The following is a 19,175-nucleotide window of genomic DNA, read 5'->3' on the forward strand; positions in this document are numbered from 1 at the left end:
CCCTGCGCAATGGCTTTACGGCTTATGCCGTGATCTCCCCGGAGACGAGTTCTTGGTTGACTCCGTCGCTGCCGTTCGGCTCTCGCCTACCCGACAGCTTGACACCTGCAACGGGTGCCAGGACCACACGGTTTTGCCGTACGCTTAGTCCACGCCGTCGTCTCAGCGCAAACCAGCGTCCACCGCAACCCGCCCAACGTCCGTGACGACGGCCGACGCCCTTCTGAGTAGGACGGGATGGGCAAACATATGCACCTGATTTTCATTCTGGTAAACAGAATTATTTTTGATTTCAGGGCTTGACACGATTTCTGGAAATACGAACTGATTTGCCCGTCGGGTCGTTTTGTCGCGCCCAGGCGTCATTGCACGCAGGCCCGAACGGCCATCGCGGCGGCTAGCCTGCTTCAAGCCGATCGCATCGGATCAGGCGACAGACAGCTTCGCCGTCGCACCGAACCCCGGCATGACGCCGCCAAGCATCGTCCCCAACGCCGCCAAACACGGCTTCATCATGCGTCGCTCACACCAATTGCCCGGCATATTGACGAAGGCAAAGCCTGCCTTGCGCGCCAGCGCCTGCATCTCATTGTTGGTCCGCAGCGTGTCGCCGAAGATATGGCGGGCGCCGAATGCCGCCGCGAGGCGCTCGAGATTCAAAAGCAATGCGGAGCCGATGTTGCAGCCCCGGTGGTCATCGTGGACGGAAACACCGAACTCCAGGCCGCCGGTTGCCCGGTCGAACGCATAGCAGGCCTCGGCGACGATCGTTTCGACGCCATTCACCGTCATGACGGCGACCACCGCGAAGCGACTGTCCGCGCTGGACCGGAACAACAAATCGAGATCCCGATCCGAGGGGCCATGGCTTGCGCCGGTGAACCGGTTACGCCGCGCGGCCGGCGACAGCGCCTCGAAGTAGGCCTGCAGCGCTTCGCGGTCATCCGGTTCAAGCAAGCGGATCACGACCGACTTACCGGTTCGCAACCGCACAACCTCGAAAACCGCCGCGGCTGCCGTGGCTACGAAGGTCGCGGCGACGTCGAGCACTTCGCCCTGGAGCATTGGCGCGAGCGCCGGAGAGTTGCAATTCGCATTCGTCGAGCTGTGCAGCCATTCGATCGAATTCATGATCGGCTCCTCCGTGAATATACGTGAATGGTCGAGGAGGTCGTCACTCCCCGGGAGCGCACTACGCCGCAACGCGGTCGTTGCCCTGATACCTGACCACGTCGACCAACGCCTTGCGGGCGTAGAACAAGCGCGTCTTGATCGTCGCCTGCGGGAGGCCGATGATCTCGCTTGCCTCCTCGACGGATTTGAGCGCGAAGTCGACGAGTTCGATCACCTCGCGATGCGCCGGCAGCAATCTCCTGAGAAAGTGGTCGAGTTCCACCCTCGTCCTGGCGCATCCAAGCCGCAGCGTCATCTGAGACAGATCGATGCCCGCCTCGTTCAGCCAGGAGATTCCGTTCTCTCGGGCCGATGCGCTGGTCTCGGCAAAAGTCGTTGGCATGATCGTCTCCTTAAATTGCGATTCCATTCACGCGATGGAACGGACGCATAAGGAGGCCGCGTTTCTGCACGACTTCGTGAATTGCAGAGAATAGTTCTGTGGGACGGAAAATGGTTTCAGTTTCGCTTTCGCGGTGAAACCCACGAAAAGGATAAATTTGATTCAAATGCAAGATTTGCCGGCACCAAAGCGACGCTTGAACTCAGCTTGCAGCCAGCTCGGCGAACGTCCGGCCGGCAGCGGCGCGGGGCGGCATGCCCTTTGAGAGGATCGCGAGCAGTGCAGCGTGCTGATCGCTTTCCGCGCTTTCAAGCGTTGATTTCGCCCACAGATAGGATGCTTCGAAAACGCGCTTGTGGTTGTCGAACTCCATCACCTTGGCGCCGGGAATGGTCGGCGGCCGCATCACAAAATCGGCGGGGCCCACCGGAATCGAATCCACGCGCTGATGCACCAGCAGGCTGCGCCAGAGCACGCTGACCGCCGATGGCGCCCGTGGCAGGCGCTTTCTGCCAAACGGCAGCAGCAGACTGGAAATCAGCTTGAGGCGTCCCGGAAGCGCATCGTAATCCACCTCGAAGCGTTCGATTTCCTGCTTGCCGAAATGGACCACCAGATTGGGTCCGCGTTTCAGATTGTGCATCGGCGCAAGCGGGATGTTGTCGATCAGGCAGCCGTCAACCAGCATCGAGCCATCCTTGGTATAGAACGGCGGCAGGATGCCTGGAATCGAGGCTGACGCCCGCACGGCCTGCCACAGCGAACCGGTACGAATGACTTCACCTGCCTGAGTGGAGAGATTGGTTGCCACGGCGGCAAACGGCTTCCAGCAATCCTCGATGTTGCAATCCGCCCCGAGCGCCTCCGCAAGCGCGCGGTCGAGGGCCTTGTGGTCAAGCAGGGAATATCGCGGCCAGGTGGGGCGCTTGAAACTCCGGCTCTTGACGAAGATATCGTCCGTGCCTCGATCCAGATCTTCAGCTTCGAGATTCTTGGCGAAGCCGGCGACCATGGCAGCCCCGACGCTCGTTCCGACGAAGATGTCGAAGTCGACGCCGCGCTCGCGAAACGCCTTGTAGATCCCAAGATGCGCCGGCCCCAATCCCCCTCCGCCAGCCGCCACGAACCCAATCGCCCGCCCGAGCAGGAAGCGCGCCAGGCTCTGCACATCGACGTCGTCCTGAAGCGATATGTGGTGATGCATGAAGACGGGCATGCGCCTCAACCAGGCGCCCGTGCCGCGCACTTCAGCGCTTCGCTCATCATGAACGAGCACGAGCCGCCGCTCGTTGGTTCGGTGATAGGTCGACGCCGCAGCCTCTACTTCGGTCAGGGAATCGTCCGGCGCCCTGCCCCTGCATACGAACAGGACCTGATCGGATTGCCGGATGCATTTCTGGGTCCAGCGCGTCAGCTCCCGGTCGCCAAAATAGGCAACGAGATCGGATGCCTGCTCCAGTCGATGCAGCCAACTGGTTATTTCTTCATCGTCCGGGTCCCGTCCGGGGAACAGTTGATTGATACGCTGGGAGGTTACGATTTCAACCACCGCGTTGCCGAGCGCCTGCGTCAGCAACGCGTAAAACCGCGGCGGCACCGGCTCCCTTCCCCCTTCCAGAACCACGATCGTTCGCGTGCGCGCAAGTTGTCGATTGGGAACGACGCGCGACGTCGTCTCGGCCACCCGAAGCGCCATCGCCTCGAGCAGGAAACCAACGATGCTGGGCGCTTCAGTTGCAATTTTGTTGTAGGCGGCACGCGACAACGAGAGAACACAGGAATCCCTGATCGCGGTTACCGTGGCCGTCCGCGGGATCTTGCCAAAAAAGCCGATTTCACCGATGAGATCGCCCGGCCCCAGTTCGGCAATCAGCCCTTCGTCACCCGCGCGCTGCACCGTGAATGCGCCGCGCACGACTTCAAAGAAAGCGTCCGACGCATCGCCCTCGGCGACAAGCTCCTCGCCGCGCAGAATGACCAGCTCGCGCATGAAACCCCGGATCTCCTGACGCTGTTCGGCGGTCAGCATCCTGAAGATCGAGACGTCGGAGGGAACGAAGGCCTCGGGAGGCGTTGCAGCATCGGCGAGAGGGGGAGCGTCGGGGACGAAGGGTGGCTCAGATGCGGTGGCACCATCTACCATTATGTTTTCCTCGATCAAGAATGCGCGGCGCAAGTGATCTGTTCAGGCGTCGACACATAGCAGCTAAAGCGTTCAAGTGGCTTGGCGCGCAACCGGATTCGTTCAGCCATGGTAGATGGGCGGTAATGTCAATTACTCGACATTTGATCGATCGCGTTAAGCCGCCTGCAATCTTCGGCATCCCGTTGCAATTATCCGGACGAATCTGAAAAAATCCTGATATCGCTTCGCTCACCCGGGCCAAGCTCGCTAACGTACGGGTCCAGGAAGGAGCACCGATGAGCAACGGCGATGACGTACAGATCGAAGTTGCGCAGGCTGCGACCGATGAGGTGCGCCTGCTGATCGGCGAGCTCGAGGCCGTGCTCGCCGTGGAGTATCCGCCGGAGCAGCGGCATGGCTTTTCCATCGATGCGATCTTTCAACCGCATGTCCGCTTCTTCCTCGCGCGACGTCACGGCGCGGCGGTGGGCTGCGGCGGCGTCGCCCTCTTCCCTGAATATGCCGAGGTCAAGCGCATGTATGTGCGCGGCGCCGCGCGGGGCCAGGGCGTTGCCGACGCCATTCTCGCGCGCATCGAAGACGAGGTGCGTGGCGCCGGACTTCCCGTGTTGCGCCTGGAGACAGGAACGCGCCAGATCGCGGCGATGCGGCTCTATATACGCACGGGATTCCGGGAATGTTCCGCGTTTGGCGATTACGCGCTGAAAGCGCCGCATTCCATTGCGGCGAGTGTATTCTTCGAGAAGCGGATGTGAAGCATAACGCGGCGGGACGGCAGCCGCGGCTCAACCTGCCCACAGGGCGGAACCGGCGCCGCTTTGAGTTAAGAAACTCTCAGGACTTCGCTGTTAGGCTGGACTGCATTAAAGGCAATGTGCCCTCAGCCGGGCGCACAGTGGCGCCGGAACTTAGCTTGTCGCATCCGGTTGGCATTGTCTCCATTGTCCAGAAGTTCATTTCATTGCTGGACCGATCGATGCTTAGATTGAAGAAAATATCTGAACTACTGAAGGACTCGGCGGATAGCCTGGAAGGGCGCAGCAGGACGGCCACTGGAAAAGCCGCGGACGAAGCGGCCAAAATGATTAGAGACCTGCGCGATGCGGCCCGGGAAATCCTGACGAGTCAGGAATATCAAAATTCAAAGATCAAGTTCTAGAATCAAGACGCGACCATCAGGCGTTTCGTCCGATGATGAATTTTTTCTGTTCAACCGGAGAATCCGGTTATGGTCGAAACTCGCATTGCGCCTCGCTTCCGTGTCGCCAAGCCCGCGAAGATTGATCACGGTGGCGACAAGATCAAATGCATAATCCGCGATATCTCCGCTACGGGAGCAGCGCTTGAGATATTCGATATCGTTCGGGTGCCTCAAAGCTTCATATTGATTGTGCCGGAAGATGGCCTGAAGCTGTCGTGCCACATTGTTTGGCGCAAGGAATACCGGATCGGTGTCGCCTTCGATTAGTTGTGTAGCCGGGATGAGTTGCGTAGCCCGGATGAGCCAACGGGTCGCGCAAACGCGCGCCCGATGACAGGCTCCGCGACATCCGGGACTCCAGCATTTCCCTCGATACCCGCATGTCGCTGGCGCTCATGCGGGCTAGCGGTCTCACTCCACCTTCCCCGCCTCGTTCAACCCGCTCTGCCAGGTCGACGGCTGCGTGCCGAAGCCGCGCTTCGCCCGCGTGCCCAGCCAATAGCCGAATTGCGGCGGCACGTTGCGGAACGGGCCTTCGACGCCGAGCTTGAGGGCGGCGTCCATCGGCCAGTTCGGGTTGTTGAGGATTTCGCGGCCGACCGCGATCAGGTCGGCCTGCTTGTCCTGCAGGATCTGCTCGGCCTGGTCGCCATGGATGATGAGGCCGACCGCCATGGTCATGATATCGGCGTGGCGTTTGACATAATCCGACAGCGGCACCTGGTAGCTGTATTTGATTTCCTTGCCCAGAATCGGCGCCATCTCGGTGATGCCGCCGGACGAACAGTCGATGACGTCGACGCCCTTCGCCTTGAGGATCTTCGCCAGCCGCGCGCTCTGCTCCGGTCCCCATCCGGCGTTGTCTTCCACCGACAGGCGGACGAACAGCGGCTTGTGGTCGGGCCAGTGCGTGCGCACCGCTTCGGTGATCTCGATGATGAAGCGCATCCGGTTGGCCTCGGAGCCGCCATATTCGTCGGTGCGCTGGTTGGATCGCTCGGACAAGAATTGATGCACGAGATAGCCGTGCGCACCGTGCAGCTCCAGCACGTCGAAGCCGGCCTCATGGGCACGCCGCGCGGCCTCGCCCCAGGCCTGCACCAGGTCTTTCACTTCATGGCGTTCCAGCGCCTTCGGCACCGGCCATTTTTCGCTATGGGCAATCGCGCTCGGTGCCACCGGCGACCAGGCGTCCCAATCCTCGATTTCGGGCGCCCATTGCAGCGGCCGGTCGCCTTCCCACGGCCGGGTCGCGCGCGCCTTGCGGCCGGAATGGCCGAGCTGGATGCCCGCGACCGCATTCTGCTGATGGATGAACGTGACGAGGCGGCCAAGCGGCTCGACAAAGGCATCGTCCCAGATGCCGAGATCGCCGACCGTGCCGCAGCCGCGGCGCTCGACCTTGGTCGACTCGACGACGACAAGCCCGGCGCCGCCGGCGGCGAATTTGCCTGAGTTCATCAGGTGCCAGTCGGTCGGAAACCCCCTCACGGCGGAATATTGGTGCATCGGCGGCACCACGATGCGGTTCTTCAGCTCGACGCCGCGAATCGTCACCGGCGAAAACAGCAGCGTGTTCGACATTGTTGTTCCCTGCTCGCGTCCTCGCCGGTTTCCTGGAATCCTGGGCATCGCTGTCCCGGCAAGCGGCCGGCGGATGCCTGTTATTGTTTTGCGGTCGTCTCGGCCTTGCTATCCGTTTTGGCCGCCTTCGGCTTCGCGGGCGGCTTGGCGGCGGCTTTCGGAGCGGCACTGTCGCTGCGCACGGTTCCCCAGGGATCGGTGCTCTTTTGCTCCGGAATATTGCCCAGCGACCGCTTGTAAGCCCGCTCGGCCTCCTTCTCCGCCGCGATATCCGATCGCGTCTTTTCCTTGTCCTCTTCCCCGTATCTTTGAACGGGTGCCTGCTGGGCCAACGCCGGCCCCACCAGCAAGGCCATCACTGCCACGATGCCAATCATTTTCATGCGATCACTCCCCGAACTTTCCGGCCAAACGAATAGCACAGCTCCCGCGCCGGCCTAATGCTGGATTGGGCGGAAATTGCTCTCAAAAACACGCATTTCGCCGGCTGCAGCCAGTCGTTGCCCAGAGCGGTCCAGTTTTGTAAACGTCTGGCATGAACGCCCCGCTTCTCCCCAACTCCGCCGACGCGCTGCTGTTCGATCTCGGACGCGTCGTCCTCGATATCGACTTCGGCAAGGTGGTGGCCAATTGGGCCGGCCATGCCGGCTGCGAGCCCGCACGACTGGTCGAGCGGTTCTTGCCCAACGACGCCTGGCATCGTCACGAGCGGGGCGAGATCAGCGACGCCGAATTCTTTGCAGGCCTGCGAGTCTCGCTCGGTATCGGCATATCCGACGCCCAGTTCCTGGAAGGCTGGAACGCGATCTTCGCCGGCGAAATGCCCGACATCGCCGCATCGCTGGCGCGGGCCGGACAACGCCTGCCGCTTTATGCCTTCTCCAACACCAATAACGCGCATGTCGTGCATTTCAGCCAGGCCTATGCCGGCGTGCTCGGCCATTTCCGCGAAATCTATTTGTCATCGACGATCGGGCTTCGAAAGCCTGATGCGGCGGCCTATGATCATGTCGTCAAGGCGATCGGTGTTCCCGCCTCCCGCATCGTGTTCTTCGACGATTCCGCCGCCAACATCGACGGCGCGCGGGCGCGCGGCCTGACCGCGGTGCATGTGACGGGGCCCGATGACATCGCAAAGGCGCTTGCCGCGCTGGGAATTTGAGAGGGGATTGCCGTGGCCCTGATGCCGGTCGTTGATGCACTGGCCGCGATCCTTGCGGGCGCCGATCCCTTGGCGGAAGAAATGGCCGCACTCGACGCCGCTTGGCATCGCGTGCTCGCGCGCGACCTTGCGGCAAAGCGCACCCAGCCGCCGCAAGCGATGTCGGCGATGGACGGCTATGCGGTGCGATCGACCGATGCCGCCGACCTCTCCGCGCGGCTGAAGGTGATCGGCGAAGTCGCAGCAGGCCGCCCGTTCGAACGCAAGGTGGGCCCGGGCGAAGCGGTCAGGATTTTCACAGGTGGGGTGATCCCCGATGGCGCCGACGCCGTCATCATCCAGGAAGACACCGCCGCCAGCGGCGACCACATCACGATCACGGAAGTTGCCAAACCGGGACGGCATATCCGCGCCGCCGGCGCCGATTTCCGCGAGGGCGATGTGCTGCTCACCAAAGGCAGCCGCCTCACCGACCGCGATCTGTCGCTAGCCGCCGGCATGAACTATCCGGAACTCACCGTGATCAGCCGCCCCAAGGTGGCGGTGCTCGCCACTGGCGACGAGCTGGTGATGCCGGGCTCGATCCCGGGCCCCGGCCAGATCGTCTACTCCAACGGCTATGCGCTGCGCGCGCTGGCGCGGGCCGAGGGCGCCGAAACCATCGATTTCGGCATCGCCGCCGACACGGTCGAGGCGACCACTGACGGCATCCGGCGCGCCCGCGCATCGGGCGCCGACATCCTGATCACGATGGGCGGCGCCTCGGTCGGCGACCACGACCTCGTCAAGCGCTCGCTGGAGGCCGAGGGCGTCGCCATGGCGTTCTGGCGCATCGCGATGCGGCCGGGCAAGCCGATGATGCACGGGCGCCTCGGCGCGATGCGGGTGATCGGCCTGCCCGGCAATCCGGTCTCGTCCTATGTCTGCGGCTTCCTGTTTCTGGTGCCGCTGATTCGCGCGCTGTCGGGCCGAAAAACCATCCATCACGTGCGTGAGACCGCCCTGCTCGGCCGCGATCTTCCCGCCAACGACCAGCGCGAAGACTATCTTCGCGCACGACTTGAAGAGCGCGAGGACGGCGCGTTGATCGCGGTGCCGGTGAGCCACCAGGACTCGTCGCTGCTTGGAAATCTCGCTGCGGCACGGGCGCTTTTGATACGTCCGCCGTTTGGGCCGGCGGTGCCGAAAGGCACGCCCTGCGAGTTCCTGCGCCTGCCGGAATGACACATCGCGACCGCCTGTTCGGACGAAGTCGGCGCGCGTTCACCTGAAATTAAGTGGTTGCGGAACATGTATCGAACATATAGTGTCCGTTCATGATTTGTTTCGAGAGCTGGTGTCTACAAATGGGAGTTTTGGACTTCCGAGTTTGAGACCGCACTCGCAACTGAGAACCGCGAAACTGAAGAACCGCGAAACTGAACGACCACGAATTACGACGCGCCAACCGGGGGATTGCTCGAGATGCTTACGCGCAAACAGTATGAACTTCTGCGTTTCATCAACGAACGGCTCAAGGAAGCCGGCGTACCGCCCTCCTTTGACGAAATGAAGGATGCGCTCGACCTCCGCTCCAAATCCGGCATCCACCGCCTCATCACCGCCCTGGAAGAGCGCGGCTTCATCCGCCGCCTGCCCAACCGCGCCCGCGCCATCGAAGTCATCAAGCTGCCCGAACTTGCGGGCGCCGGTAACGGCAACGGCCGCCGCGGCTTCACCCCCAGCGTCATCGAAGGCACGCTCGGCAAGGTCCGCGCCGCCAGCGCGCCCGCTGCTGACGACGGCGAACGCCCGGTCGCAGTGCCGGTGATGGGCCGGATCGCCGCCGGTACGCCGATCGAGGCGCTGCAGACCCGCAGCCACACCATCAGCGTACCGCCCGACATGCTCGGCTCCGGCGAACATTACGCGCTCGAAGTCCGCGGCGATTCCATGGTGGACGCCGGCATTCTCGACGGCGACATGGCGCTGATCCAGCGCAACGAGACCGCCGACACCGGCGATATCGTGGTGGCGCTGATCGACGAGGAGGAAGCCACCCTGAAACGCTTCCGCCGCCGCGGCGCCTCGATCGCGCTGGAGCCTGCGAACACTTCCTATGAAGTCCGCATCCTGCCGCCGAACCGGGTCCGGATTCAGGGCAAGCTGATCGGGCTTTATCGGAAGTACTGAGGGCGGCCAGGGCTGCTAAGCCTTTAGTAGCCGTCATCCCTATCCCAAGTCGTCATGCCCGCCTTGTGCCGGGCATCCACGTCTTTGGTCGATGTAACGCAGGGAAGACGTGGATGGCCGGGTCATAGGCGAGCGGAAGCGACGCCGTCCTACAGACGGCTATGCCCGGCCATGACGGAGTGCGTGTCTAGCGTCGCACAATTGCCCAGAATGCGGCAAAAACTGTGCGTGCGAGGATGGTGGTTTGACGCGTTTTCTTCGACTCGAAGACGCAAAAACCCGGGGGGACGAGACGTGGTCAGCAATATGATCACCAAGATCACCTGGCAGAGGGCGGGCCTCGTGACCGAGCCGGGCCGCTACATGCTCCGGTTCGGCTGGCTGACGGTGACGGCGGAAGATCTCGCGATCTGGCAGCAATTTCCGGAGGCCGCGTTCACGCTGGTCGCGCTGCCCGGGATTGCCGACGACGGAAGGGAGCAATTCCATCTCGGCTCCTTCGAACTGCCGCTGCCGCCGATGCCCGAAAATCCACAGCCGCCGTAGCGCGTTTGTGATCGGATGCGCCGGCCTTTCCGTCGCACTATTGCCCAGAACAGGAATAGACTTTGCTCAAGTCCACTCTGATAGAGGCCAGCGCCTCGAGGGAGGCACGGGTCTCTATCTCTTACGAGGGAGCGATCCGATGTGTGACTATAGTTTGCACGCGATGGCAACGCGTCCTGCTGAGGTCGGCGAGACATTGATATCGACCACCTTCCGCGGCACCTCGACCCGCGGCTTTGCCAGCGAACGCGATCCCGCAGTCGCGGTCTGCATGCTGCCCGGGACCGAACTGGCCTTCGCGCAAGACGTCAAATACGACAATCGCTGGATCTGGACGCGGACGATCGGTTTCCGCGTCGGCAAGTTCAACACCATTGATCCGCACATCAGGGAACGTCACCACGACGCCATCGAATTTCCCGACGGGAGCCATGTGCTGGTGACGCAGCTTTGCGAGGGTCAGCGCGTCACCGTGCTGCAATTGCCGGTGGTGCATCCGATTCCCGAGCGCGCGGCAACGAAGGCGGACACGGCGACGACGACACCGCTTTCCACCGGTTGAATTCCGCGCCGCCGGTCGCGCCCCGCCGGGGAACGTGAATCCTTATTCCTCGGCCTGCAGGTCCGCTTCCGACGGGGTCGCATCGACCGCACGCGGCGCCGCACGGCGCGGCGCGATGATGGTTGTCTCCGCGTCACCCTCGCCCGCGATCGCCGGCGACCATGGACGATCGACGCCCCGGGGCTTGACGGCATCGATGGTAAATCCGCTGCCGCTTCGCCGCAGCGCCATGGCGCCCTGCCGCCGCAAACGCTCCGCATCGATTACAGAAGCGCCGCACGCCGCAGGCGACTGCCTTGCAGTCACCACCAGCGCCGCGCGCTCACAATCATCCGCCAGCGCTTCGGGCCGCAGCGCCAATGCCACGAACCCGCCACCCGCGCCCTGCGTCACGCAGCCGCTCTCATCGCATGAGACGCCCTCGGTGAGCGAGGCATCGGCAGGCTTGCGCGCGTCGGCATCCGCCGCCAGCCATTCCCTGACGAGGAAGCCATCCCTTGAGGCGCCCGTCGAAGTCCCCGTCAAAGTCCCCGTCAAAGTCCCCTTGGCCGCGCGCATCAAATGCAGTTTGCCGTCCTGGCCGCGGACACCGACATTGCGCCCGTCGGCGGAGATCAGGATGTCCGGCTGCGGCACCCTCGCCGCCCAAACCGCCGCCACCAGCACCACCGCCGCGCCGGTATAGCGCAGCGGCGTCCGCAGCAGGCCGAGCAGGATGATGCCGATACTCGCCGCAATCAGCGGGCCGATGCCGAACGCCGGCACACGGCCGACCGCGCCCGGCAAGGCCGCGACCCATTGCGTGACAACGATCATCCAGTCGATGCCGACGCCCATGATGGCCCAGAACACGCCGTCAAAACCAAAGGGCATCGCGACCAGGCCGAGCAGGCCCGCCGGCATCACCAGCGCCGAGACCACCGGCATCGCCGCCAGATTGGCGAGCACGCCATAGGGCGTCACCCGGTGGAAATGAAACGCCGCGTAAGGCGTGGTGGCGAGGCCGGCCACCAGCGAGGCCAGAAGCAGCATCGTGATCTCGCGGCCGCCCCACAGCGCCACCTGCGCGGTCGCGGAATGATCCGGCTGCGCGAACAGGCGCGGCATGCCGAGCTGCACCAGCGCCACCAGTCCGAGCGTCGCTGCAAACGACATCTGGAAGCTCGGATGCACCAGCGCCTCCGGTGCAATGGTCAAGACAATGAGCGCCGCAACCGCGAGCGTTCGAAACGTGATGGCGCGGCGGTCGACCATGACCGCGATCAGCACCACGGCCGTCATGAAGAACGAACGCTGGGTCGCGACTTCAGCGCCCGACAGCAGCAGATAAAACGCCGATGCTGCGAGCGCCGCCACCGCCGACCATTTCTTGATCGCAAAAACCGACCGTGAGCGTCGGGAGCAGCGCCAGCAGCGCCCGTACCGCAAAGAACACGACGCCCGCGACGACAGCCATGTGATAGCCTGAAATCGACAGCACATGGCCAAGGCCGGAAATGAACATCGCGTCATTGACGGGCGCGGAGATCGCGTCGCGCCGGCCGGTCAATAGCGCGGTCGCGATCGCGCGCTTGTCGCCTTCCAGCGTGGTCCGGATCCGTGCATCGATCGCATCCCGCATGCCTTGCATGAATGCCGAATAGCGCAGCTTCCACCCGCCGCCATCAGGCGCTTCCGCGATCTTGATCGCGCCCATCACAAAACCGGAGGCGCCGATGCCGGAGAAGAACATGTCGCGGCCGAAATCGTAGCTGCCGGGCCGAGCGGCGCCATCGGCGGCAACAGCCGCGCTTTCAATTCGACAAAGCTGCCCACGTCAGGCGCGGTGCCCTTCTTGACCGACAGCCGCACGCGTTCGATTTTTGTCGCGTCGCGCGCGCTCTCCATGGTCACGACGCGCAGCACAAAACGGTCGGTGCGCTCGCGGATGTCGCGGGTCTCGACGAAGCCCGTCAGCGCCACCGAGAACATCGGCCGCGCCAGCACACCATGCGCGATCCGCGCGGTCTTCCAGGTCGCAATCGCAAAGCCGGCGGCGACGGCGGCGATCATCACGGCGACCGGAAACATTTTGTGCCGCCGCAGAAAGAACGCCGCCGCGCACAGCGTGATGGCGGTAACGGCCGCGACCGACAGCACGGGCTCGTGATCGGCGGCAAAATAGAAGGCAATGCCGGTGCCGAACGCGACGGGCACCCAGGGCAGCAAACGCCCCGCCCCCGCCTCCGCGCGCGCCCATTGCCGCAAGGTCTCGATCAGCGGCGCCCACAGCGCAAGACGCTGGGGCGCGAGGCCGCCGACCGGCGCCGCCCCACGCGGCGGCCACGTGCCGGCGTAGCCTCGCCTTTGGCCCGGCGTGTTGCCCTGCTCCGACATCAAGCTACCCACACGATACGCTCGCGCGGACAAAGCTACCGGAAGGTGTGAGGTGCCGGCTAGCAGAACGGAAGTGGAATATCGGGGAAAGGCGCCGCGCCGCTCATCCTGCCGTTATGTCGCCGAACGAGGTGGTCGGGCCTTTTGCAAGGGATCGCCCGTGGCCTCGCCGCGCCCCGTGCCGGCACTTCCCCTTGACATGCCGGCGATCCGCCGCCCGAATGGCGGGTAGCGCAAAAAGCGCGCGCCGCGGTGCAATGCCCGGCGCATCAAAAAAAAATGGGAGGGTTTGCGAATGCTTCGCGAAGTAATCCACCATGCCAAAAGTCTGGCCAGAAATGTTGCCCTTGCTTCGCTTGCAGCCGTAAGCCTGCTCGGCGCCGGCAACGCGCAAGCGGCTTTCCCGGAGCGACCCATCACGCTGATCGTGCCGTGGGCCGCCGGCGGCGGCACCGACGCGGTCGCGCGCCAGATCGCCAACATCATGGAGCGCGATCTCAAGCAGCCGGTAAACGTCGTGAACCGCACCGGCGGATCGGGCGTGGTCGGCCACCAGGCGATCGCGACTGCAGCGCCTGACGGCTACACGTTCGGCCTCATCACGCTGGAGATCACCCTGATGCACTGGGCGGGGCTTACCGATCTTACGTTCGAGAAGTTCACGCCGCTCGGGCTGGTCAACCAGGACTTCGCCGCGATCCACGTCAAGGCGGACTCGCCCTTCAAGAACGTCAAGGAGCTGTTCGCGCATATCAAGGCGAACCCGAACAAGGTGGCGGCCTCGGGCACCGGGCAAGGCGGAAGCTGGCATGTCGCGCTCGCCGGCCTGATGCAGGCCGACGGCGTTTCGCCGACCTCGATCCGCTGGGTGCCGTCCACGGGCGCTGCGACCGCGCTGACGGATCTGGCCGCCGGCGGCGTCGACTTCGTCGCGTGCTCGATGCCGGAAGCCGAGGCGCTGATCAAGGCGGGGCGTATCCGCAGCCTCGCCTTCTTCTCGCCCAAGCGCGCGCCGAACTTCCCTGACGTGCCGACCGCCGAGGAGGCGACCGGTCACAAGGTTCACAAGGGCGTGTGGCGCGGTTTTGCGGCGCCCAAGGGCCTGCCGCCGGAGATCGCCAAGACGTATGAGGCCGCGATCAAGAAGGCCTGGGACAGCGACGAGTTCAAGGATTTCATGACCCGGCGCGGCTTCGACATGATCTATCTGGATGCGGCAAGGTACGGCGAGTTCATGAAGGCCGACGACGAGAGCAACGGCAAGGCGCTGAAGTCGCTGGGGCTGGCGAAGTGAAGCGCACCGCAAGCCTCGTCGTCGCCTGACGGCAACCCGACGACCGCGAAGGCTTAGTGGTCCGGCCGGTTAATGTCCGGAGCATGTCCTGCTGCCATGTCCAATAAGTAGCAGGCGAGTACGCCCAACTTCGCACCACCGATCAGTGCAAGGAGCGCCATCACCCATCGGAGGCTCGTCTCCGCAAACATGCCGGGCATAAAAACGAACAAGAGCCCGACGCTGGCTCCCACCGCTGCACTGAAAAAATACCTGACGGGCATGCTGTTCAACAGCAAATGACGTCATATGGTTCCGGGGAACCTTTGGCTGGCGCGGAGATGGTTGCGTGATGCTTAAAGGATGGCTCCGCAAATTCGACGAGGCGATCGAGGCGCCGGACGGCACACAGCTCAACACGCTGCGCGACGCGGTTGCCTACCTCGCCAAGACGGTTCCCAAATCAGAACGCGATATGCCGGCAGTGACGACCGCGGCGGAAATGCTTACCTACGCCGCGGAGCGCGGTATTGCCTGGATGTTCTTTGCGCGCATGGCTGTGCTCAAGGCACTGCACCGCCACGAAGTCCTGCAGTTCAATCCCGATGCCAAAGAGCATCATTGGGGAAAGCGGAAGCTAAAAAGAGATCAGTAAGGCGCGCGCTCCCGCAACCGCGACCCGCACGGCCCCGGGCTGCACTATTTCCACGACCTGTAAGCGTCCAGCGCGTGAGCGACAAGGATGCCGAGGCTGAGAATTATCAGAAATGCTGCAATGGCCTCGAACATTGGCGGCCTCGAACATTGGCGATCTTGCTGGGTTGCCCAAGTAAGCAACTCGCCCCGCTGCACAGTCAAAATGATTCGCCTTGTCGCCACAGATCGCGGTGCGACTGGTGACTTTGAGCAACGGTTGATCTGGTTTTCACCTGAATCTCTGGGCTTGATTGCCCCTTTTTTGCCTGTTTTTCGACGGAAACAGCGATCCTAGCCCTTAACCTGGCGGCCAACGCAGGCGGTGGCTGAAATGACGGACCGATCGCACGAAATCGCGCCGGACGACGACCTCCGTATTCTTGTCCGCGTGGTCTCAATTTGTACTCTGGGACTCTGGTCATTTGCAGCCGGTTTGCTGATAGGCACCTTTCTGTTTTCGTGATCAATGCCCGCTGCTGCGCAATGGCCTCTCGGCCATCAACTTGGTCGCGGGTGAGCAAACACTGCCTTCCAACATTCAGCGCCGTTCAACCCTGACTTTGGCGAGGTGCTTTATGCGACGGGCGATCATCGGACTCTTGCGCAAGATTTTGGCCACGCGGCTCTTCGCTTCACGCGCGCAGCGATATCGGCGCCCTATGATCGGCGCCTCAAGACGCTTGTCGTCCGTGCTGGTTGGCATGGCAGCGTTCGCACTCCTGGCCCCGCAAACCGCTGTTTCTCAAGGCCGCATCGAAATAGTGAATTTCCAAAGCCTGACCTTCCCCGGCAGCCTGTTTACACCTCCTTTTATGGCTGCCCCACAGGAGGGGTCGCCGGCGACGATCTTTGGTATTCTGAGGCTTCCGGAGACTACGGACCGAGTTCCTGCCGTCGTCATAACGCATGGTTGTTCGGGCATCACTGGAGCGGAGACGTACTGGGCGGAAGGTCTCATTCAACTCGGCGTCGCTACGTTCGTCGTCAATAGTCTTGTCGGCAGGGGTATTCCGCGTGTCTGCTCAGGTCCTCACACGATAAGCACAGCCAGCGTGCTCACGGATGTCTATCGGGCACGGGATCTTCTGGCAGTCCATCCGCGCATCGACCCTTCACGAATTGCATTGTTGGGATTTTCCTTCGGTGGCCGCAACGCGCTCTGGGCAGCCTCCTCGCGGTTCCAGCAACGCTACGGTCCCGGGCCACCCTTTGCAGCCCATCTCGCGTTTTACCCCACAGGCTGTCATATCAAGCTCATCGATGAAGATCGCGTGGCGAATGTCCCGATACGGATCTTTCATGGCGCAGCCGACGACGCGACGATCATCGGCCGCTGCAGGGATTACGTCGCACGGCTCCGCAACGCCGGCCGTGACGCCGCCCTATTCGAATACGTTGGCGCCAAGCACTGGTTTGACAACGCCGATCTCGCCAACCGTCAAACGCCGACCGGCTTCCTGAATTACAACAACTGTACGTTCCTCGAACAAGACGACAAGATCATCGACGTGATGACCGGCGGCTTGGCAGGAACGGGGTCACCATGCGTGGTGTCGGAGGGGTCCTATGGTTATCATCCCGCGGCGCGCGAGCAGGCGACAGCGGATGTGCAGAATTTTCTGCGATCGTTGTTCAAGCTTTGACCAACGGAGCGGAAGCGGGATATCGAGGGCCCATTCCCGACCGCCGACGAAGCGTTCGATTTGTGCGAGACCCTGAAGGCCGCCGGCGGAGAATGCATCGTCCAGCGAAATTGACGGGCGAACGCCGCAGCGCCCCTGTTGCTAGATCAACGGCGTCTTCGACGAGACGTGATGGCTGACGATTTTCCAGTCGCCGTCTTCGCGGACAATGACCCACGTGATCTTCACGGCCAGTGTTGCATCGTCGAAGGCGAAGTTGGCCGTGCCTGCCGTGTTGACCACCTCAGTGCCGGCAGCTTCGGTCGACACGCCAGTGAAGCGGACGGATTGCGCCTTCCAGCGCGGCAGGCCTGCGAAGTAAGACCTCACGCCGTCGCGGCCGCGATAGAGAGTCGGATTCGAGCCATAGAACAGCGCGTGCTTCGAGTAGAGCGAGGCGAGCGCATCGGCGTCAAGCCTGCTGAACGCCGCCGCCCATTTCGCCATGGTGCCGGATGCGATGTCGTCGGCCGCGCTTGGCATCGGAATATCCAATCGTTGTGAAACCGATGTCAGCCCTTCTCAGCCCTTGGCGACTTCCTTGGCAAAGGTATCGCGCAGGCCGATGGTGCGGTTGAACACCAGTCTGTCCGGCGTCGAGTCCTGATCGCGCACGAAATAGCCCTGCCGCTCGAACTGCATCACCTCGTTCGAATTGCTCTCGGCGACGCTGATCTCGATCCGCGCGTCGGACAGCACTTCCAGCGATTGCGGATTGATGTCGGCGGCGAAATTGCCGGCGTCGGGGCTCGGTTTTGCAAACAGCTGGTTGTAGACGCGGATTTCAGCAGGCCTCGACTGCGCCGCCGGCAGCCAGTGCATGGTGGCCTTGACCTTGCGTCCGTCAGGCGCGTTACCGCCCTTGGTGGCAGGATCATAGGTACAGCGCAGCTCGACCACCTCGCCGGCATCATTCTTGATCACGCCCGTGCATTTGATGAAATAGGCGTAGCGCAGCCGCACTTCGTTGCCCGGAGAAAGCCGGAAGAATTTCTTCGGCGGGTTCTCCATGAAATCGTCCTGCTCGATATAGAGTTCGCGGCCGAACGTGATGCGGCGGGTGCCGGCGTCAGGATTGTCGGGGTGATTGACGGCCTCGAGCTCCTCGACCTGGCCTTCCGGATAGTTCTCGATCACGACCTTGAGCGGCCGCAGCACCGCCATGCGGCGCTCGGCCGTCTTGTTGAGCAGTTCGCGAATGCAGAATTCCAGCATGCCGACATCGACCACGCTGTTGGATTTCGCCACGCCGATGCGCTTGACGAATTCACGCACCGCCGCCGGCGGCACGCCGCGCCGCTTCAGGCCGGCGACGGTCGGCATCCGCGGATCGTCCCAGCCGGCGACATGGCCTTCGCGCACGAGCTGCGTCAGCACCCGCTTCGAGAGCAGCGTGTAGGTGATGTTGAGCCGTGCGAATTCATACTGCCGCGGCTTCGACGGCACCGGCAGCTTGTCGAGCAGCCATTCGTAGAGCGGCCGGTGATCCTCGAATTCCAGCGTGCAGATCGAATGGGTGATGCCTTCAATGGCGTCCGACTGGCCGTGCGCGTAGTCGTAGCTCGGGTAGATCGACCATTTGTCGCCGGTGCGCGGATGATGGGCGTGCAGGATCCGGTACAGGACGGGATCGCGTAGATTAATGTTGCCGGAGGCCATGTCGATCTTGGCGCGCAGCACGCGGGTGCCGTTCGGGAATTCGCCGGCCTTCATGCGGCGAAACAGATCGAGGTTTTCGTCCACCGGGCGGTCGCGGAACGGGCTGTTCTTGCCGGGTTCCGTCAGCGTGCCGCGCGCGATGCGGATTTCTTCCTGCGACTGGTCGTCGACATAGGCGTGGCCGGCCTTGATCAGGCCTTCCGCCCAGTCGTAGAGCCGCTCGAAATAGTCGGAGGCGTAATAAAGATCGGTTCCCCAGTCATAGCCGAGCCAGCGCACGTCGGCCTGGATGGAATCGATATATTCCTGCTCTTCCTTGGTCGGGTTGGTGTCGTCGAAGCGCAAATGGCACTTGCCGCCAAACTCCTGCGCGATGCCGAAATTAAGGGCAATCGACTTGGCGTGGCCGATATGCAGGTAGCCGTTCGGCTCCGGCGGAAATCGGGTCACGATCCGGCTGTGCTTCTGGGTGTCGAGGTCGGCCTGGACGATGTCGCGAATGAAATCGCGCCCTGCCTCTGCCGCTGCCGGTTCTGTGGTCATGTACGTGTTCCCGCTCGGATAAGCGGCCCTTGTGCCAAATTCGCCCCGGCCCGCCAA

General features: G+C 62.9%; 18 protein-coding genes and 1 pseudogene. 11 read left to right on the plus strand and 8 right to left on the minus strand.

Annotation, left to right across the window (positions count from 1 at the left end; all coding sequences use genetic code 11):
* Nucleotides 1–426: 426 nt before the first annotated feature.
* The 3 genes from JQ575_RS04845 to JQ575_RS04855 all read right to left on the minus strand — a co-directional run bounded on the left by JQ575_RS04845 (nt 427) and on the right by JQ575_RS04855 (nt 3,659).
* Nucleotides 427–1,131: a GNAT family N-acetyltransferase gene (locus JQ575_RS04845; RefSeq protein WP_212032125.1), complete on the minus strand. Its 705-nt coding sequence runs from the start codon at nt 1,129–1,131 to the stop codon at nt 427–429.
* A gap of 61 nt (nt 1,132–1,192) precedes the next feature.
* Entirely contained in the window at nt 1,193–1,516 is a 324-nt protein-coding gene (locus tag JQ575_RS04850) for a sigma factor-like helix-turn-helix DNA-binding protein (protein WP_249166448.1), read from the minus strand.
* A gap of 202 nt (nt 1,517–1,718) precedes the next feature.
* Nucleotides 1,719–3,659 carry a cyclic nucleotide-binding and patatin-like phospholipase domain-containing protein gene (locus tag JQ575_RS04855; protein WP_212032127.1) on the minus strand — a complete coding sequence of 647 codons (1,941 nt, stop codon included), beginning with the start codon at nt 3,657–3,659 and terminating at the stop codon, nt 1,719–1,721.
* A 278-nt stretch (nt 3,660–3,937) separates the two neighbouring features.
* Here JQ575_RS04855 and JQ575_RS04860 point away from each other — a divergent pair, with 278 nt between their 5' ends.
* The 3 genes from JQ575_RS04860 (at nt 3,938) to JQ575_RS04870 (ending at nt 5,130) form a co-directional block, all read left to right on the plus strand.
* Complete coding sequence (locus JQ575_RS04860; RefSeq protein WP_212032128.1) at nt 3,938–4,417, plus strand: GNAT family N-acetyltransferase; 480 nt, start codon at nt 3,938–3,940, stop codon at nt 4,415–4,417.
* The gene (locus JQ575_RS04865) at nt 4,414–4,821 is read left to right on the plus strand and encodes a hypothetical protein (protein WP_212032129.1); all 408 of its coding nucleotides are present in this window, start codon (nt 4,414–4,416) and stop codon (nt 4,819–4,821) included. Before JQ575_RS04860 ends, JQ575_RS04865 begins: the two co-directional genes overlap by 4 nt.
* A 69-nt stretch (nt 4,822–4,890) precedes the next feature.
* Complete coding sequence (locus tag JQ575_RS04870) at nt 4,891–5,130, plus strand: PilZ domain-containing protein (protein WP_212032130.1); 240 nt, start codon at nt 4,891–4,893, stop codon at nt 5,128–5,130.
* Between the two features lie 144 nt (nt 5,131–5,274).
* On the opposite strand, the gene JQ575_RS04875 is transcribed toward JQ575_RS04870, so the two are convergent.
* Nucleotides 5,275–6,447 (minus strand): NADH:flavin oxidoreductase/NADH oxidase, encoded by a 1,173-nt coding sequence (locus tag JQ575_RS04875; RefSeq protein WP_212032131.1) that lies wholly within the window; start codon nt 6,445–6,447, stop codon nt 5,275–5,277.
* An 80-nt stretch (nt 6,448–6,527) separates the two neighbouring features.
* On the minus strand, nt 6,528–6,824 hold the full coding sequence (locus tag JQ575_RS04880; protein ID WP_249166449.1) for a hypothetical protein: 297 nt from the start codon (nt 6,822–6,824) through the stop codon (nt 6,528–6,530).
* 158 nt (nt 6,825–6,982) lie between these two features.
* Between JQ575_RS04880 and JQ575_RS04885 the strand changes: the two genes are divergently transcribed.
* The 5 genes from JQ575_RS04885 to JQ575_RS04905 all read left to right on the plus strand — a co-directional run bounded on the left by JQ575_RS04885 (nt 6,983) and on the right by JQ575_RS04905 (nt 10,889).
* Nucleotides 6,983–7,609: an HAD-IA family hydrolase gene (locus tag JQ575_RS04885; RefSeq protein WP_212032133.1), complete on the plus strand. Its 627-nt coding sequence runs from the start codon at nt 6,983–6,985 to the stop codon at nt 7,607–7,609.
* Nucleotides 7,610–7,621: 12 nt separating this feature from the next.
* Nucleotides 7,622–8,833: a gephyrin-like molybdotransferase Glp gene (glp, locus tag JQ575_RS04890; protein ID WP_212032134.1), complete on the plus strand. Its 1,212-nt coding sequence runs from the start codon at nt 7,622–7,624 to the stop codon at nt 8,831–8,833.
* 240 nt (nt 8,834–9,073) lie between these two features.
* Nucleotides 9,074–9,781, plus strand: coding sequence for a transcriptional repressor LexA (lexA, locus tag JQ575_RS04895; protein WP_212032135.1), 708 nt, complete (start codon nt 9,074–9,076; stop codon nt 9,779–9,781).
* A 306-nt stretch (nt 9,782–10,087) separates the two neighbouring features.
* Nucleotides 10,088–10,327, plus strand: a complete 240-nt coding sequence (locus JQ575_RS04900; protein ID WP_212032385.1) for a hypothetical protein — start codon at nt 10,088–10,090, stop codon at nt 10,325–10,327.
* A gap of 139 nt (nt 10,328–10,466) precedes the next feature.
* Nucleotides 10,467–10,889, plus strand: coding sequence for a hypothetical protein (locus JQ575_RS04905; protein WP_212032136.1), 423 nt, complete (start codon nt 10,467–10,469; stop codon nt 10,887–10,889).
* A gap of 42 nt (nt 10,890–10,931) precedes the next feature.
* On the opposite strand, the pseudogene JQ575_RS04910 reads toward JQ575_RS04905, so the two are convergent.
* A pseudogene (locus JQ575_RS04910) lies at nt 10,932–13,265 on the minus strand (ComEC/Rec2 family competence protein).
* Between the two features lie 295 nt (nt 13,266–13,560).
* Between JQ575_RS04910 and JQ575_RS04915 the strand changes: the two are divergent.
* From JQ575_RS04915 to JQ575_RS04925, 3 genes are all read left to right on the plus strand, one after another.
* Nucleotides 13,561–14,559: a tripartite tricarboxylate transporter substrate binding protein gene (locus JQ575_RS04915; RefSeq protein WP_212032137.1), complete on the plus strand. Its 999-nt coding sequence runs from the start codon at nt 13,561–13,563 to the stop codon at nt 14,557–14,559.
* 331 nt (nt 14,560–14,890) lie between these two features.
* Nucleotides 14,891–15,193, plus strand: a complete 303-nt coding sequence (locus tag JQ575_RS04920; RefSeq protein WP_212032386.1) for a hypothetical protein — start codon at nt 14,891–14,893, stop codon at nt 15,191–15,193.
* A gap of 616 nt (nt 15,194–15,809) precedes the next feature.
* Nucleotides 15,810–16,877 (plus strand): dienelactone hydrolase family protein, encoded by a 1,068-nt coding sequence (locus JQ575_RS04925; protein WP_212032138.1) that lies wholly within the window; start codon nt 15,810–15,812, stop codon nt 16,875–16,877.
* A gap of 141 nt (nt 16,878–17,018) precedes the next feature.
* Here JQ575_RS04925 and JQ575_RS04930 read toward each other — a convergent pair whose 3' ends face one another.
* Entirely contained in the window at nt 17,019–17,399 is a 381-nt protein-coding gene (locus JQ575_RS04930) for a nuclear transport factor 2 family protein (protein WP_212032139.1), read from the minus strand.
* 39 nt (nt 17,400–17,438) lie between these two features.
* Nucleotides 17,439–19,118, minus strand: coding sequence for a glutamine--tRNA ligase/YqeY domain fusion protein (locus tag JQ575_RS04935; protein ID WP_212032140.1), 1,680 nt, complete (start codon nt 19,116–19,118; stop codon nt 17,439–17,441).
* Between the last annotated feature and the right edge of the window lie 57 nt (nt 19,119–19,175).

Origin of the sequence: Bradyrhizobium sp. JYMT SZCCT0428 (assembly GCF_018131075.1) — a bacterium.
Classification (GTDB): domain Bacteria; phylum Pseudomonadota; class Alphaproteobacteria; order Rhizobiales; family Xanthobacteraceae; genus Bradyrhizobium.

Excerpts from the sequence above, each read along its gene's own strand:
- JQ575_RS04880 (WP_249166449.1), bottom strand. The coding sequence starts at position 6,824 with ATGATTGGCATCGTGGCAGTGATGGCCTTGCTGGTGGGGCCGGCGTTG.
- JQ575_RS04930 (WP_212032139.1), bottom strand. The coding sequence starts at position 17,399 with ATGCCAAGCGCGGCCGACGACATCGCATCCGGCACCATGGCGAAATGG.
- lexA (WP_212032135.1), top strand. The coding sequence starts at position 9,074 with ATGCTTACGCGCAAACAGTATGAACTTCTGCGTTTCATCAACGAACGG.
- JQ575_RS04885 (WP_212032133.1), top strand. The coding sequence starts at position 6,983 with ATGAACGCCCCGCTTCTCCCCAACTCCGCCGACGCGCTGCTGTTCGAT.
- JQ575_RS04925 (WP_212032138.1), top strand. The coding sequence starts at position 15,810 with ATGCGACGGGCGATCATCGGACTCTTGCGCAAGATTTTGGCCACGCGG.
- JQ575_RS04860 (WP_212032128.1), top strand. The coding sequence starts at position 3,938 with ATGAGCAACGGCGATGACGTACAGATCGAAGTTGCGCAGGCTGCGACC.
- JQ575_RS04875 (WP_212032131.1), bottom strand. The coding sequence starts at position 6,447 with ATGTCGAACACGCTGCTGTTTTCGCCGGTGACGATTCGCGGCGTCGAG.
- JQ575_RS04850 (WP_249166448.1), bottom strand. The coding sequence starts at position 1,516 with ATGCCAACGACTTTTGCCGAGACCAGCGCATCGGCCCGAGAGAACGGA.
- JQ575_RS04935 (WP_212032140.1), bottom strand. The coding sequence starts at position 19,118 with ATGACCACAGAACCGGCAGCGGCAGAGGCAGGGCGCGATTTCATTCGC.
- JQ575_RS04900 (WP_212032385.1), top strand. The coding sequence starts at position 10,088 with ATGATCACCAAGATCACCTGGCAGAGGGCGGGCCTCGTGACCGAGCCG.
- JQ575_RS04845 (WP_212032125.1), bottom strand. The coding sequence starts at position 1,131 with ATGAATTCGATCGAATGGCTGCACAGCTCGACGAATGCGAATTGCAAC.
- JQ575_RS04855 (WP_212032127.1), bottom strand. The coding sequence starts at position 3,659 with ATGGTAGATGGTGCCACCGCATCTGAGCCACCCTTCGTCCCCGACGCT.
- JQ575_RS04905 (WP_212032136.1), top strand. The coding sequence starts at position 10,467 with ATGTGTGACTATAGTTTGCACGCGATGGCAACGCGTCCTGCTGAGGTC.
- JQ575_RS04915 (WP_212032137.1), top strand. The coding sequence starts at position 13,561 with ATGCTTCGCGAAGTAATCCACCATGCCAAAAGTCTGGCCAGAAATGTT.
- JQ575_RS04870 (WP_212032130.1), top strand. The coding sequence starts at position 4,891 with ATGGTCGAAACTCGCATTGCGCCTCGCTTCCGTGTCGCCAAGCCCGCG.
- JQ575_RS04920 (WP_212032386.1), top strand. The coding sequence starts at position 14,891 with ATGCTTAAAGGATGGCTCCGCAAATTCGACGAGGCGATCGAGGCGCCG.